This is a genomic window from Leisingera sp. NJS204, from assembly GCF_004123675.1.
GTDB lineage: Bacteria > Pseudomonadota > Alphaproteobacteria > Rhodobacterales > Rhodobacteraceae > Leisingera.
Window position 1 is genome coordinate 67,364 of record NZ_CP035422.1, and the last position, 13,128, is coordinate 80,491.

16 protein-coding genes and 3 pseudogenes are annotated in these 13,128 nt (G+C 59.6%); 6 read left to right on the top strand and 13 right to left on the bottom strand.

Going from position 1 to position 13,128, the window contains the following annotated elements; all coding sequences use genetic code 11:
* Positions 1 to 31: 31 nt before the first annotated feature.
* Positions 32 to 485 (top strand): annotated as a pseudogene (locus ETW24_RS23295) (L,D-transpeptidase); the annotation flags it as partial.
* Between the two features lie 25 nt (positions 486 to 510).
* On the opposite strand, the gene ETW24_RS25440 reads toward ETW24_RS23295, so the two are convergent.
* From ETW24_RS25440 to ETW24_RS23310, 6 genes and pseudogenes are all read right to left on the bottom strand, one after another.
* The gene (locus tag ETW24_RS25440) at positions 511 to 963 is read right to left on the bottom strand and encodes an ISL3 family transposase (RefSeq protein WP_009807989.1); all 453 of its coding nucleotides are present in this window, start codon (positions 961 to 963) and stop codon (positions 511 to 513) included.
* A 54-nt stretch (positions 964 to 1,017) separates the two neighbouring features.
* The gene (locus ETW24_RS25445; RefSeq protein ID WP_072936742.1) at positions 1,018 to 1,395 is read right to left on the bottom strand and encodes an ISL3 family transposase; all 378 of its coding nucleotides are present in this window, start codon (positions 1,393 to 1,395) and stop codon (positions 1,018 to 1,020) included.
* Positions 1,396 to 1,482: 87 nt separating this feature from the next.
* Positions 1,483 to 1,707 (bottom strand): transposase, encoded by a 225-nt coding sequence (locus ETW24_RS25450; RefSeq protein WP_420875175.1) that lies wholly within the window; start codon positions 1,705 to 1,707, stop codon positions 1,483 to 1,485.
* A 246-nt stretch (positions 1,708 to 1,953) separates the two neighbouring features.
* Positions 1,954 to 2,133: pseudogene (locus tag ETW24_RS25455) on the bottom strand (hypothetical protein); the annotation flags it as partial.
* Between the two features lie 71 nt (positions 2,134 to 2,204).
* Positions 2,205 to 2,528 (bottom strand): annotated as a pseudogene (gene petA, locus ETW24_RS23305) (ubiquinol-cytochrome c reductase iron-sulfur subunit); the annotation flags it as partial.
* A gap of 106 nt (positions 2,529 to 2,634) precedes the next feature.
* Positions 2,635 to 3,159 (bottom strand): hypothetical protein, encoded by a 525-nt coding sequence (locus tag ETW24_RS23310; RefSeq protein WP_038008363.1) that lies wholly within the window; start codon positions 3,157 to 3,159, stop codon positions 2,635 to 2,637.
* A gap of 27 nt (positions 3,160 to 3,186) precedes the next feature.
* On the opposite strand from ETW24_RS23310, the gene ETW24_RS23315 reads away from it, so the two are divergent.
* The gene (locus ETW24_RS23315) at positions 3,187 to 3,801 is read left to right on the top strand and encodes a Crp/Fnr family transcriptional regulator (protein WP_052068523.1); all 615 of its coding nucleotides are present in this window, start codon (positions 3,187 to 3,189) and stop codon (positions 3,799 to 3,801) included.
* 5 nt (positions 3,802 to 3,806) lie between these two features.
* Here the strand turns inward: ETW24_RS23315 and ETW24_RS23320 are convergent, their stop codons facing one another.
* The 7 genes from ETW24_RS23320 to ETW24_RS23350 all read right to left on the bottom strand — a co-directional run bounded on the left by ETW24_RS23320 (position 3,807) and on the right by ETW24_RS23350 (position 8,439).
* On the bottom strand, positions 3,807 to 4,259 hold the full coding sequence (locus tag ETW24_RS23320) for a DUF411 domain-containing protein (protein WP_009807995.1): 453 nt from the start codon (positions 4,257 to 4,259) through the stop codon (positions 3,807 to 3,809).
* On the bottom strand, positions 4,256 to 5,167 hold the full coding sequence (locus tag ETW24_RS23325) for a sterol desaturase family protein (protein ID WP_009807996.1): 912 nt from the start codon (positions 5,165 to 5,167) through the stop codon (positions 4,256 to 4,258). Before ETW24_RS23325 ends, ETW24_RS23320 begins: the two co-directional genes overlap by 4 nt.
* Before the next feature lie 6 nt (positions 5,168 to 5,173).
* A complete protein-coding gene (locus ETW24_RS23330; RefSeq protein ID WP_038008366.1) occupies positions 5,174 to 6,160 on the bottom strand; it encodes a cation diffusion facilitator family transporter in 987 nt (328 codons plus the stop codon).
* Between the two features lies 1 nt (position 6,161).
* The gene (locus ETW24_RS23335; RefSeq protein ID WP_038008367.1) at positions 6,162 to 6,824 is read right to left on the bottom strand and encodes a TVP38/TMEM64 family protein; all 663 of its coding nucleotides are present in this window, start codon (positions 6,822 to 6,824) and stop codon (positions 6,162 to 6,164) included.
* A 3-nt stretch (positions 6,825 to 6,827) separates the two neighbouring features.
* The gene (locus ETW24_RS23340; RefSeq protein WP_024099407.1) at positions 6,828 to 7,277 is read right to left on the bottom strand and encodes a DUF6010 family protein; all 450 of its coding nucleotides are present in this window, start codon (positions 7,275 to 7,277) and stop codon (positions 6,828 to 6,830) included.
* A 161-nt stretch (positions 7,278 to 7,438) separates the two neighbouring features.
* Complete coding sequence (locus ETW24_RS23345; RefSeq protein ID WP_040104431.1) at positions 7,439 to 7,876, bottom strand: ion channel; 438 nt, start codon at positions 7,874 to 7,876, stop codon at positions 7,439 to 7,441.
* 89 nt (positions 7,877 to 7,965) lie between these two features.
* Positions 7,966 to 8,439: a rhodanese-like domain-containing protein gene (locus ETW24_RS23350; RefSeq protein WP_024099405.1), complete on the bottom strand. Its 474-nt coding sequence runs from the start codon at positions 8,437 to 8,439 to the stop codon at positions 7,966 to 7,968.
* A gap of 188 nt (positions 8,440 to 8,627) precedes the next feature.
* Here ETW24_RS23350 and ETW24_RS23355 point away from each other — a divergent pair, with 188 nt between their 5' ends.
* The 4 genes from ETW24_RS23355 to ETW24_RS23370 all read left to right on the top strand — a co-directional run bounded on the left by ETW24_RS23355 (position 8,628) and on the right by ETW24_RS23370 (position 13,123).
* Positions 8,628 to 9,350, top strand: coding sequence for a response regulator (locus tag ETW24_RS23355; protein ID WP_058123704.1), 723 nt, complete (start codon positions 8,628 to 8,630; stop codon positions 9,348 to 9,350).
* Positions 9,350 to 10,816 (top strand): ATP-binding protein, encoded by a 1,467-nt coding sequence (locus ETW24_RS23360; protein ID WP_024099404.1) that lies wholly within the window; start codon positions 9,350 to 9,352, stop codon positions 10,814 to 10,816. Before ETW24_RS23355 ends, ETW24_RS23360 begins: the two co-directional genes overlap by 1 nt.
* The gene (locus tag ETW24_RS25055) at positions 10,752 to 11,057 is read left to right on the top strand and encodes an SHOCT domain-containing protein (RefSeq protein ID WP_233486461.1); all 306 of its coding nucleotides are present in this window, start codon (positions 10,752 to 10,754) and stop codon (positions 11,055 to 11,057) included. Before ETW24_RS23360 ends, ETW24_RS25055 begins: the two co-directional genes overlap by 65 nt.
* A 65-nt stretch (positions 11,058 to 11,122) precedes the next feature.
* Positions 11,123 to 13,123, top strand: coding sequence for a heme lyase CcmF/NrfE family subunit (locus ETW24_RS23370; RefSeq protein WP_096873523.1), 2,001 nt, complete (start codon positions 11,123 to 11,125; stop codon positions 13,121 to 13,123).
* Positions 13,124 to 13,128 lie beyond the last annotated feature (5 nt).

Consider the following 13,128-nt stretch of genomic DNA (forward strand, 5'->3'; position numbering starts at 1 on the left):
GAAAACACGGTGCCAGTTCGTCTCGACAACTATGATCGGACTTCTGGGAACACCTTCCCTTCTCCGTGCTCAGGAGCAGGAGCCCTCGGCGGTACGCAGAAATATTTCTGTCCTTCAGTGCGGATCCCTGGCAAGACCACTTCGATAACCTTCAGCACGGTGCAATTATGTGCGACATTGACTCGCGTGCAGTCCAGTACTGGTCGGAAGACGAAAGTGTTTACAAACTCTACCCTTCAAGTGTCCCCGCCTCGGAAGAGCTGACCCGCCGAGGATATACAGAGGTTATAAGGAAGGTGGAGAGGCCCAGTTGGCGGCCCACTCCATCAATGAAAGAGCGCAACCCCGAATGGCCTGACTATTGGCCGCCGGGTCCTGACAACCCGCTTGGAACCCACGTGCTTTATTTGTCGTGGCTGTATTACCGGGTGCACGGGACCGGGGACACACGCAAGATCGGGCGCCAGTCATCAAACGGTTGTGTCGCGTAGCCTTTAATTGGGCTCTGCCTCAATCTGTGTGGCGGAACGGTAGCATTCTCGCCCGCAACAATTCTGGACCGGCTCGGCCGTACATGGCGCGCTTGAGGGTTTTCAGGCGGTTGATCTGACCTTCCGCCTGGCCGTTGTTACAGGGCATCTCGATCGCCTTTTTGACCACATTGAAGTCCCGGTTCAAGGTGCGGGCGAAGCGCACAATGGGCGTCAGGCCGGTTTCGATGGCGTCGTCGATCCATGCAGGGAGCGGACCCGCTTGGCGGCCACGCATGATACCGTTGAAACGCATGGCGAGGCTGCGCATCGTTGTGAAGGCGGGAGAACCGGCTTTGAGCGTGTCGACTTTCCGCGCCTGATCCGAGGTGAGCTTTCCGCTGGGTTTGATGCACAGCGCGGCCGCAATGACCGGAGAGATCGCATGCCCCGTTTCCGGGCCCCGGACCGGCTCCAGGATCTGGTGCTCCACGGCGGGGCCCTTCGTTTGCTTTTCGGCTCTGCGCCCGCCCGCCCCCAGCCGCTTTTAATGCGACTGACTCCCCTCGTAACCACGCTCTTGGATCATACGGTACAGGGCGCTGCCTGTTCGAATGCCGTCCTTCCAGCTTTGGCTCAGGAATTCTTCAAAGTACCACGGCGAAGTCGGTTTCAAAGCGGCCTGTTTGCGGTCCGGTGGCGTCTCGAACTGCAGCCATTTCGCGATGCTGCGGCGCGGGAACCCTGTTCGTCGCCCGATCTCGCTACAGTTAAGCCCCTGATTTCGGAGCGCATGGATGGTGGTGAAAATCTCTTCCCGAGATGTCCTGTGCGCAAGGCGTGACTTCAGAAGGCTGCCGGCTGCGGTGATATTGTCGGCGTCGGCCAGCAGCGCTCTGCCGGTCTCAGGGCCGTGGAGGTTCATTTGCTCCTCAATGGCCTGCCGCAGGTTTTGCACGATATGGAACCGATCAGCGACCTGCTTCGCCTGCGGTGCCCCTTGCCGTGCAGTCTAGGCGTAGAGACCACACCGATCTCTGCTAATCACTTTCACCTCGGGGTGTCGCTTGAGCCAGTTGGTGCAGGTGACGACATCTCGATCCTCAAGAATGTCGATCACCACGCGACGCTCCAGATCCACAATGATCGTGCCGTAGGTTTGCGACTTCCGCCAGCTCCAGTCGTCAATCCCGATGACCGTCGGCGGCTTGGCGGTGCCCTGAGCACGCTTTTTCAACTGCCTGAGCACCGTGTAATCGCTGACCCCAAGGCCCAAACGGTGCAAGAGCCGTTCGGCAGGCCGTCCGCCGGTTGCATGCCCAAGATGACTGACAATCTCCCCGACACGCGAAGTGCTACGTGCAAACGGATGCGCAATCGAGGTGAGTTGGTCTGCGAAAGTCCGGCGTGGGCAAGCGGGTGCCAAACATCGCCAACGGCAAATCGCGAGATCAACCGTTACCTCCTCTCCATGGGCGGGATAATCCTGCAACCGCCGACGCCGCCAGCCGTGACGTCGGCGTGAATGCAATCCACAGTCTGGGCAGATGCCGCTTGGTGTCAGACTGCCCGATACGATCCACCCGCCGAAATCACTTCGCTCAACGCATTGAACCGAAACTTCGGCCCCGGGCGACCAATGCTTCTTCGAGCTCACAACCATCCCTCCTGAATTTTCCTGTTTCAGGATAGTTGCGCCACACAAAGTGAGGCAGAGCCCAATTAAGGGCTACGCGACGCCAGCGCATCGGCGGGCAGATTGGGGTTGCGCGCCTTGCCGTCAGGCTGGTCAGAGACCGCCTCTGCCCGAGCCTGAGCCATTTCTGCCTCTGTGCGATGACGGATAAAGACAGGTTTTCCGCGCCAGTTGACGGTCAATTGCGTTCCAGGCGCGAGATCGGAAATGTCGACAGTGATCTGTGCCAAGGCGCGGACATCGGCGGAAGGGTTCATCTGGTTCACCAGTGGCCAGAGCGCGGCCCCTGCGGCCACGACCCCCGCCCCGGCCGTTGCGTAATACAGGAAATCCCTGCGCGCGGTATCCTCTGACGCTTCCATCACGGGACATGTGTCCATGTCTCCCGCGCGGGAAGGTCAACACGCGAGATGTAACGTTTTGTCAGTGCACCTCTCTACGGATCAACAAACAAGCCGTGTCGGCGCGTCAATGGTGCGGGGCTGCGCCTTTTGCCATCATGAGGTGGTGCTCCTGGTGATGCGCCCCGATGGTCATCAGGCCAAAGAAACCAAGTCCCTGAATCTGAGCGGCATCGCCATCGACACTGAGCGCCACGCCATCTTCGAGTTCCTCCGTGACAACGTCCCAGCCGGTTTCAGCCGCAAGAAAGGGCGCATGGGCGGGCACCATGGCGCGGATGGCTTCGAGAACACGGGGGGTGCCCCGAATCTCGAACCGGGCCCCTTCCGGCCGCAGGGTGCGGGTGACCACGGCCTCTTGGGTCAGAAGATCCATATCGACCAGATGGCGGCGCAATCCGTCGATATCGACCCGCTCCCAATCTGTCTCGGGATCGGCCTGCAGGATCGCAACGATCTCCGCCAGGGCGGCAAAGGCCGATTGCCCGGTTTCCTGCGGTCCACCCATGTCATGGCCAGTCGCGGAATGGGCGTGCTGAGCGGCCACGGGTGCGGCCATCAGTATGGCAAGGAGGAGGGAAATGAGACGCATGGACGGGTCCTTCAATGGGATGCTGTCATGTTTACGCTAGCAGGGGCGGGCGTATCGCAATATGATTGCAATCATATGTTGCCAGCCCCCTATGATCTTATCCCGAGTTCAGCCCTGCGCCCTTTTTCCGGCGCGGTTGGCGACATCATGTTTCACCAAGGCGGTCCCACCCACGGTCTCTATGTCGTGCAAACCGGGCGCGTGTATCTCGAGCGGGTCGGCCCAGATGGCGAGCGGTTCATCATTCACCGTGCCCAAGCCGGAACAAGCTTTGCCGAAGCTTCCGTGTTTTCAGAGGTCTATCATTGCGATGCTGTTTTCGTTCAGGCAGGGACGCTGATCCGGATCGAAAAGGATGCCGTTTTGGACGCCTTCGCCGACCCTGAGTTTGCGCGCGCTTTTGGTCGCCAGGCGGCTCAGCAGATACAGGCACAAAGACAGATGCTTGAGATCGTGGGTATCCGGCGTGCAGAAGACCGGGTGTTGGCGGGGTTGGTCGCGGGCCTGCTCGACGGCTCCGTGATCGAGTTCGCCGCCCGATTACAGCTGAGCCATGAGGCGACCTACAGGGCCTTGCGAAAGCTTGTGCAGGACGGGCGGGTCAAAAACCCCGCCCGCGGGATTTATCACCTGCGCCCATGACCCGATCAGCTGTGGCTCGCGAAGACCGAGGTCACCCCGTCGGAGCCGACAAGCAAGGTATCAAAAGTGTCACCAGCCCCGGGACCGCCCATGCCGGGCGAACTCATCGGCATGCCGGGAACCGTCAACCCGCGCGCCACCGGTTGTTCTGCCAGCAGCCGCGTGATGTCCGCGGCAGGCACGTGGCCCTCGATAAAATAGTCACTTATGATCGCCGTGTGACATCCAGCAAGTTCCGGAGCGATTTGTAGCCGGTCTTTGAACGCATAAAGCGCATCCTGATCGACATCCTGCGCCTCGACCGTGAAGCCCGCTTGCCGGACATGATCGACCCAGGCGGTACAGCACCCGCAGGTGGGGGTTTTCAGGACTTTAATGACCGGTTCTGTGTTGGCCAGTGCTCGCAGGGGGAGTGTGGCAGCCGCTCCGGCCAGCAAAAATGTGCGTCTTTTCATCATGTGTTCCTTTTTGAAGTATCCGAGACCGTAGAACTGTGTGTTTGAGAGTCCAGAGGCTGTTCCTGCTCTGTCGGCGAGAGGGCGGGTGCATCCAGGGCGTGCCCGCTTGCCGGCCCGCGAAGGGGCTGGATCAACATCTTGTCGACCCAGAGGTCGCGCGTCGTGCGAAACTGCTCGATGCCGATCGTCATTCCCTCGTGGCCCTTCGCGGGCTGGGCAACGTAAGTACCCATGAGGCGGTCCCACCACGGCAGGTTGAAGCCGTAGTTTGAGTTGGTTTCGCGCGGATCGACAGAATGATGCACGCGGTGCATGTCGGGTGTGACGACGATCCATCTGAGCCACCGGTCGACTGGTCTCGGCAGGTTGATGTTGGCATGGTTGAAGAGTGCCGTGGCGTTGAGGATGATCTCGAACAACAAAACCGCGACGGCGGGCGGACCAAGCGCTGCGACCAAGCTTAGCTTGATCGCCATCGAGATAAGGATCTCAATCGGGTGAAAGCGCAATCCCGTTGTGGCGTCGAACTCGAGGTCCGCGTGGTGCATCCGGTGCAGACGCCACAACGTAGGGACGGCATGGAACATGACGTGTTGCAAATAGATGGCCAGATCGAGAAGCAGCATGGACAGGACAACGGCCAACCAATACGGCGCGCCGATAGTGTTGAATAAACCCCAACCCCGCTCCTCGCCCATGACCGCCAGACCAACGGCCAGGATTGGGAAAGACAACCGCAGGATCGCCGTATCGATCACGACAAGAGCCAGATTGTTCGACCAACGGATGACACGCGGAATGTCACGCCGCCGACGCGGGGCGGCGAGTTCCCAAAGCGCCATGGCGGCCAGCACACTCAAAAACGCCGTCAGACGAATCTCCGGCTCTGCGGCAAGTATCGTGTCCATCACAGTCTATGGCCCTTCTGTGTTAGGGCTTGGGTGCGGATGCGCATCTCGCACATCAGTCTTTTCTTGCGCAGCCTTTGCAGCCGCTATCTGGACTATATCAACATCCAGCGCGTGGCGCTCGTCGAGACACTCGGTTTCGAGCTGCAGCGTGACCATGTGAAACCCATGCTGCTCCGTCAGCCGTCGATAGGCCCTGTTCAGCAAGTGCGCGGCCTCGGCGGGTGCCCTATGGCGGATATGGGCGGAAAACGCGTGTTTGCCGCTGGTCAGCGTCCAAGCATGCACGTGGTGAACATCCACAACCCCGTCCTGGTGGTTCAGATCCGCCATCACAGCGTCGAGATCCGTTCCCTCGGGCGTGCCTTCCATGAGAATGTGGACCGCTTCTTTGATTACGCCGACGGAGGCCCAGAGGAGAACCACCCCGAACGCCATGCCGAGGATCGGGTCGATCGCGAGAAAGCCGGTGAACTCGATCACGAGAGCGGTCACGATGATCAGGAGGCTGCCGACAAAGGTCTGGATGATGTGCCAGAGCGCGCCGCGGGCATTCAGATCGTCTTTGCTCGATTGCCACATCAGCCCCAGCGAGATGACCTCTGTGACCAGGCCACCGAAGGCGACCCAAAGCATTGGGCCCGTGGCCAGGTGGATCGGATTTCCGAGCCGAATCGCGCCCATCCAGATCACCAGAAGCGCCATGCCGAGAAGAAAGCTGCCATTCACCAGCGCGCCGATGATCTCGGCGCGGTACCATCCGAAACTGCGCGCCGAATCCGCTGGACGGCGCGCAATCCGCTTCGCGATGATGGCCACGAGAACACCGCCAACCGCCGACAGGGTGTGAAACGCATCCGACAGGACGGCGATCGAGCCGGTCCAGAGCCCGACGGCGAGTTCAATCATGAAATAGACGCCGGTGAGCCAGGCAGAAATCACAAGGGCCTTGCCGGAACTCGGCATGTGTCCAGCGTGAGAATGATTGGCCATATCAGCTCTCCTCCCGTTGCGTACCGGTCTTTCGCGTCGCGGCAAAGAGAACCGACAGGCCCGTAAAGCCACCGAGCGCAAGCGCGGTCCATGTGGCGGTGCGGGCATCTCCGTTCATCGCCTGGCTGCCCATGTGAGCGAGCAAAAAACTTGCGGGAATAATCCCGGCCATCGTGGCCAGCGCGAACCTCCAAAGATGCAGCTTGCTCAGACCTGCGGCGTAACTGATCATATCGAAGGACAGAAACGGCAGCAGGCGACTGCCGAAGACCAGGAAGGTCAGAGTGTTCTGGGACCCGAACAGGCCTGCGTTAATCTTCTGACCGAGATGACGCTCAACGAAGGGACGACCCAGGCCGCGGGCCAGACCAAAGGCGGCAAGCGCACCGAGTTCCGCACCTAGAACGACGAAGAGCGTCCCGTACGTGTGTCCATAAGCCGCTCCGGCGGCGAGTGCGATCGGCGCCGAGGGCAGGGGGCTTGCCACGATAGCGATTGTCATAAGCGCCACGATGACAATTGGTCCGGCAAGACCTGCCGCCTCGATCCAGCGGTCAATTTCCGCGCGATCCGGCAGGCGAATGTCAACGCCAAGGACGTCCGGGAAGGCCAATGCGACGACTCCCATCAGGAACACCGCAATAAGAAGAACGCGCATCATCATGGATCAAAACACGGCATAGAGCAGAACGAAGAACGTCGCAGCCAAAAGGTCAAAGGCCACGCAGAATGGAATATACCAGTTCGGAATCCGGGCGAGACGATAAGAATTGTGGTGTGACATGTCCCAAAGGGCGTGCAGGGCCAAGCCCAAGGGGAGGAAGGCCCAATGCCATATCAGCCCCAGGAAGGCTGCCGAGCCGAACAAAAGGGCCACGGCGAGCTCTGCCCAGAACACGCGCGCTCTGCCGTCCGCGGCGCCAAAGCCGATATAGGCACCGCCAATCAAAGCAAGCGTGATCGAAGCAAGAGCTATCGAGCTCTTTTCATCCAAAAACAAGTGAGCCGGCATTGAGAGCAAGACAATCAACACGCCAACCCATACGGGAAATTTCAAGATATCCCCGTGTCGATGGTGCGATAAGTGATCGCCTGTCTTTTTGAAAATCTGTGCCATGGCTTGGTACCTAGGGATTCCAGCAACTGGAAGGTCAAGGGTTATTCATCCACGCGCGCAACGCGGCGCTCACTCAACCGTTCCACGGGGAGGTCAAAGGACCGATATCAGGACGCATTTGACGCTGACGCCCGGTTCATGTCCGACGCGCGTGGCGATTTTCAGTCATCTTTCGCCTTCTGCCAGACTTGCTGGCAGGCTGAGTAAAGAAACGTCGCTGACCAGGTCAGCAACATGAAGCCCAAAAGCGATTGCAGCATCAGCAACAGTCGAAAGGGCCCGACCACCTCTATGGACGAATAGCCAAGGGTCGAGAACGAGATGCCCGTAACATAGAGAACATCCTGAAACATCGGCGGGCTGTTGCTGAACGATTGCGGCAGAACGCTTGCCACCACCATCGTGTTGAACACGGCGAGCGTCACAAGTTCCAATACGTGCAGCAACAGCAACGCGGAAAACGTCAGGATGATCCGAAAGCCGGAGCCATCCGACCGCTGCGGGGAAAACTTCAGAATGCCCGACAACGCATAATGATGGACAATTCCCATCAGGATCGCCGCGCATATTCCGACAAACATGGCCATCAACTCGGTCATACCCCCAAACCCGTCTTCCTATTCAAACAGGTCAATCTGACCATACATCAGGCTTTTTAGCACAACTGGACCGATTGATTCTTCACAGGTCAGGCCAACGCGGGGGGCAACCCGTTCAGGGCGACATCCACCGGAACGGTCGGCAAGTTCGATGCGATCCAGCCAGGCCCTTCGCCTGATCCCAACATCCCTTCCGAGATATCGGCGTAGCCCGAATAACCAGCTTGTCTTAACGCTCGAAGCAGCGATGCGGAGCGTCCGCCAGTGGCGCAGATCAGTCCAACGGTGCGATCACCGCTCAGTTCCTTCGCCCTGAACAATCGGTCCGGAAAACCGGACGCGTGCATGCTTATCGGCCATACACCAGCACCTACGCCGGTTTCTTGCCACTCTTCGCGCGTTCTGACATCGATGATCCGCGCCGTATCCGATAGAAGCGCGTCAAAGGCATTCTCTGCCGACCAGACAGATCGGCTCTGCGCCAGCAGCGGTGACGCCGTGACGGTCAGCACCGTCATATGAGCACCCAGAATGAAACGGCGCCGGTTCAAATCAAGAGCCATATTCGAAAACCTCATCCTTTGATCGGTTGCGATCCCAAAGGTCACATAACATGCCAGCAACGCTACCCGGGAGCACGACACGGTGCAGGCACAGATTTGTATCCATCTGTAGCAAGGGACTGACCTGATACAAATGGCTACAATTCTGCCCATGAAACACGATGCAACGATGATTTAGGAAAGACACCATGGGACCGCCACCTCATATCCTTATCGTGGATGACCACGCACAGATACGTGAAAGCGTCGCGCGCTTTCTGGAGAAGAACGGAATGCGCACGACCGTCGCCAGGGATGCCGTGGAGATGGATGCCAAGCTGGCCACCGGTCACTTCGACCTGCTCGTGCTCGATGTCATGATGCCGGGCGAGGACGGTTTGTCGGTTTGCCGCAGACTTGCGCCAGAAGGTGATCTTCCGATCATCATGCTAACGGCGCTTGGTGAGGAAACGGATCGGATCGTGGGGCTGGAAATCGGTGCGGACGATTATCTCGCCAAGCCATTCAATCCACGAGAACTGCTCGCCCGCATCAAGTCGGTTCTTCGGAGAAGCAACCGCGACGAACCCGTGGCCGGAACCCTGGCTGGGAGGAAGATTTGTTTTGCGCACTGGATACTGGATACCGACCGGCAGGTGCTGATTGACGAGGCCGCAACCGAAACGCCATTGACGACCTCCGAGTTCAAATTGCTGGCGGTCCTGCTGGAACGCGCGAGGATGGTGCTCAGCCGTGACCAGTTGCTTGACCTGACCGCTGGTCGGACGGCAGGCCCGATGGATCGCACCATCGACAATCAGATCAGCCGCCTCCGTCGCAAAATCGAGCCGGATGTATTGCGACCGAGTGTCATCAAGACTGTGCGGAACGGCGGATACTGCCTGGCTGCCGATGTCGAGGATGCGCCGTGATGCGCCGTGCGATGAGATCTCTGAGCGGCCAGTTGATCCTGCTTGTGGTCGCGGCACTTGTCGTGGCCCAGGCGATCAGCCTGTTCCTGTTCGCTGACGAGCGCAGCCTGGCCATCCGTGCTGCTTTGGGGTTCGAGGCTGCTGGACGCGCAGCGAATGTGGCGCGGTTGATCGAAGAGGCCCCGTTGGACCTGCAGAATTCCATCCTTCGCGCGGCAAATTCACCACTTATCCGGTTTGATCTGTCAGACGCTCCGAGTGTGGAACACACCAGTCATTCGCATGGCGACCTTGTTGAAGGGCGTATCCGTGCGCTAATGGACGATAGCTACAGCCGCGATATTCGCGTTGAACTGCACGAGATCGAGGGCGAATTGAGGCCCTTGCCCAATCTTTCTGACGAAATGACGGAAATGCATCTCGCGATGATGCGCGGAGAGTTGACAGCGGTTGAAATGAACCTGTCGATCGCCATTAAGGGAGCGCGTTGGCTGAATGTCGGAACGCGGTTCGAGCGTCCACCAATCCAATGGCCTTTCTATTCGATGCTGACCTTTGGAATTTCCGCCGGACTGCTTTTGGTGGCGATTTTCTGGTTTGTCATGACGCGCCTGACGCGTCCTTTGCGGCACCTGTCGAAGGCCTCGGACCATCTTGGCCGGGGCGAGGATGTGCCTGAATTGACCGTCGCAGGGCCGACCGAGGTCAGGGATCTGACCGTCGCCTTCAACCGCATGCAACGACGGCTGACCCGGTTTGTCAGTGATCGGACACGGATGCTCGCAGCGCTTGGTCACGATTTACGCTCGCCGTTGACTGCTATGCGTGTCCGCGCGGAGCTGGTTGACGAAGAAGAGACGCGGGACAGCCTCATCGCATCGGTCGAAGAGATGCAGAGTATGGTCGAAGCGACGCTCACCTTTGCACGGGGCCTTACCGGATCAGAAGGCTCCGAAGTGGTCGATCTGCGCAATTTTCTGGACAGCTTGTGCAGCGATATGGCGGCACACTGCACCTTTGCCCCGAGTGATGATGTTGCCGTGCGGCTTCGACCCAACGCGTTCCGAAGGGCACTGAGGAACTTGCTTGAGAACGCCGTTCGCTACGGTGGTGCCGCAAAAGTCAGCTGGGCGACCCACGGTTCGAACCTCGTACTCAACATCGATGACAATGGGCCCGGCATTCCCGTCGACCAGTTGGAAAAGGTCTTCGATCCCTTCTATCGCCTCGAGCAATCGAGGTCTCTGGAAACGGGCGGTTATGGGCTTGGGCTCTCAATCGCGAGGACAATCGTCCAATCCCATGGCGGCGATATCCAGCTGGTCAACCATAACAGCGCGGGTTTGCGCGCTGTTGTCACCATCCCACTGGATGAAAGCGAACTAATCGAAGGAGAAACAGATGAAACTGAAAACGCTCATTCCAACGTTGCTGGCCAGCTTGCCCGCCAGCATGGCGCGAGCTGATGGTCCAGGCTCCTGGACAGGTCACATATGGGGCGGAGGCTATGGCTTTATGGGCGGCTTCATGATGCTCGCCTTCTGGGGCGCCGTGATCGCATTGATCGTGTTTCTGGTACTCAGGCTGCGGGACAATGGCACCCGTCCCCCGGACTCGGACGCGCAGGAAGCGCTCCGGCGCCGCTTTGCGAATGGGGAAATCGACGAAGAAGAGTTCCGTCACCGCAAAGCAACGCTCGACGAATAGACCCCGCCGCGGACGCCAAAGCCGTCCGACGCGACGCCCACCGACACTGGATAGGAAAGAACGCCATGTTCCCGGAAATTGGTCACTTCGCACTGGCCCTCGCGCTGGCCCTCGCACTTGTTCAAAGCGTTCTGCCGATTGCAGGTGCATCGCGTGGAAACGCCGTCTGGATGAAATCCGCCCAGGCGACGGCAATAGGACAAGTGCTGTTTGTGGCCATAGCCTTCGCAGCGCTGATGCAGGCCTTCATCGCCAGCGACTTCACCGTCAGGAACGTCGTCGAGAATTCCCATTCGCTCAAGCCGATGCTCTACAAGGTGGCCGGGACCTGGGGCAGCCATGAGGGTTCGCTGCTGCTCTGGATCCTGATACTCGCGGTGTTCGGCGCGGGCGTCGCCTGGTTCGGATCGAACATCCCCGCCGAGACCAAGGCGCGCACCTTGTCGGTGCAGGCGTGGATCAGCGTCGGCTTCCTGTCCTTCCTGCTGCTGACGTCGAACCCCTTCGAGCGGGTGTTTCCGCCGCCGCTCGACGGCAATGACCTCAACCCGTTGCTTCAGGACATGGGTCTCGCCATGCACCCGCCGCTTTTGTATTTCGGGTATGTCGGCTACTCCATCGTATTTTCCTTTGCCGTTGCGGCTCTTCTGGAAGGGCGCGTCGATCCAGCCTGGGCCAGATGGGTCCGCCCGTGGACATTGGCCGCGTGGGTCAGCCTTACGGCAGGTATCGCTCTTGGATCTTGGTGGGCCTATTATGAACTGGGCTGGGGCGGCTGGTGGTTCTGGGACCCGGTCGAGAACGTGAGCTTCATGCCCTGGCTTCTGGGCACGGCGCTGCTGCATTCCGCCATCGTCACCGAAAAGCGCGACGCGTTCAAAAGCTGGACCATCCTGCTTGCCATCCTGACTTTCTCGCTTTCACTTCTCGGCACGTTCATTGTCCGATCCGGCCTGCTTACCTCCGTGCATGCCTTCGCCGTCGATCCAGAGCGCGGGCTTTACATTCTGGGTCTGCTGGCCGTGTCCATCGGTGGGTCGCTGGCGCTCTACGCCTGGCGGGCGCCCGAAATGGAGCCGGGTGGTCTGTTTCGCCCGATCAGCCGCGAAGCCGGGCTGCTCGTGAACAACCTCATTCTGGCCGCCGCTACGGGAACGGTCCTGTTCGGGACGCTTTATCCGCTGATCCTCGAAGCTGTCACCGGGGACAAGATCTCGGTGGGTCCACCTTTCTTCAACGCGGCCTTCATTCCGATGATGCTGGCGCTGGTCGTGTTCATGGGTCTTGGTCCATTCCTGTCGTGGAAGCGGGCTGATATCGCCGGTTTGCTCGATCGCATTCGGTTCGTGGCCGTGCTGGCGGTCATCGCAGCTTTGGCCGCATGGTATCTTCTGAACGGTGGGCCGATCATGGCCTATCTTGCCATCCTCGGTGCAGCGTGGCTGCTTTTTGCAACCCTACGGGAATGGGCGCTACGCATCCGCCTGTTCGAGGTTCCCCTTGCGGAGAGCGCGAGACGCGCGCGCAACCTCCCACGTGCGTCACACGGCATGACGCTTGCCCATGCCGGGGTCGCCGTTTTGATGATGGGGATGATCGGCTCGACCGGATGGAAAAGTGAGGAGATCGTCTTTGCCGGCCCCGGGACCGAAGTCACGATCGCCGGGTTCGACATCACCTTCGAAGGGGCCGCAAAGGTTCAAGGGCCGAACTACATCGCGGATCGCGGCACCCTTGTGGTGCGTCGGGATGGCGAACTGGTCACGAAGCTGTTCCCGGAACGGCGGTATTACCCGGTCGCGGAAAGTCAGACGACGGAGTCGGCCATCCGGTCCACATTGGCGGGTGATCTCTATACGTCGATTGCAACGCCGGCCTCCGATCAAGTGAACAACGCCGGAGCCTGGACCCTTCGGATCCTCTATGAACCGCTCGTCAACCTGATCTGGATCGGCTCGATCTTGCTGGTGATCGGTGGCTGTTTGTCCTTGTCGGATCGCCGTTTGAGGGTCGGGGCGCCGCGCCGCGCCAAACAGCCAGCCAGCGATGCTGTTCCTGCGGAGTAGGAGAG

Excerpts from the sequence above, each read along its gene's own strand:
- ETW24_RS25445 (WP_072936742.1), bottom strand. The coding sequence starts at position 1,395 with ATGAACCTCCACGGCCCTGAGACCGGCAGAGCGCTGCTGGCCGACGCC.
- ETW24_RS23310 (WP_038008363.1), bottom strand. The coding sequence starts at position 3,159 with ATGCGTCTCATTTCCCTCCTCCTTGCCATACTGATGGCCGCACCCGTG.
- ETW24_RS23315 (WP_052068523.1), top strand. The coding sequence starts at position 3,187 with ATGTTTACGCTAGCAGGGGCGGGCGTATCGCAATATGATTGCAATCAT.
- ETW24_RS23320 (WP_009807995.1), bottom strand. The coding sequence starts at position 4,259 with ATGATGAAAAGACGCACATTTTTGCTGGCCGGAGCGGCTGCCACACTC.
- ETW24_RS23325 (WP_009807996.1), bottom strand. The coding sequence starts at position 5,167 with ATGGACACGATACTTGCCGCAGAGCCGGAGATTCGTCTGACGGCGTTT.
- ETW24_RS23330 (WP_038008366.1), bottom strand. The coding sequence starts at position 6,160 with ATGGCCAATCATTCTCACGCTGGACACATGCCGAGTTCCGGCAAGGCC.
- ETW24_RS23335 (WP_038008367.1), bottom strand. The coding sequence starts at position 6,824 with ATGATGATGCGCGTTCTTCTTATTGCGGTGTTCCTGATGGGAGTCGTC.
- ETW24_RS23340 (WP_024099407.1), bottom strand. The coding sequence starts at position 7,277 with ATGGCACAGATTTTCAAAAAGACAGGCGATCACTTATCGCACCATCGA.
- ETW24_RS23345 (WP_040104431.1), bottom strand. The coding sequence starts at position 7,876 with ATGACCGAGTTGATGGCCATGTTTGTCGGAATATGCGCGGCGATCCTG.
- ETW24_RS23350 (WP_024099405.1), bottom strand. The coding sequence starts at position 8,439 with ATGGCTCTTGATTTGAACCGGCGCCGTTTCATTCTGGGTGCTCATATG.
- ETW24_RS23355 (WP_058123704.1), top strand. The coding sequence starts at position 8,628 with ATGGGACCGCCACCTCATATCCTTATCGTGGATGACCACGCACAGATA.
- ETW24_RS23360 (WP_024099404.1), top strand. The coding sequence starts at position 9,350 with ATGCGCCGTGCGATGAGATCTCTGAGCGGCCAGTTGATCCTGCTTGTG.
- ETW24_RS25055 (WP_233486461.1), top strand. The coding sequence starts at position 10,752 with ATGAAACTGAAAACGCTCATTCCAACGTTGCTGGCCAGCTTGCCCGCC.
- ETW24_RS23370 (WP_096873523.1), top strand. The coding sequence starts at position 11,123 with ATGTTCCCGGAAATTGGTCACTTCGCACTGGCCCTCGCGCTGGCCCTC.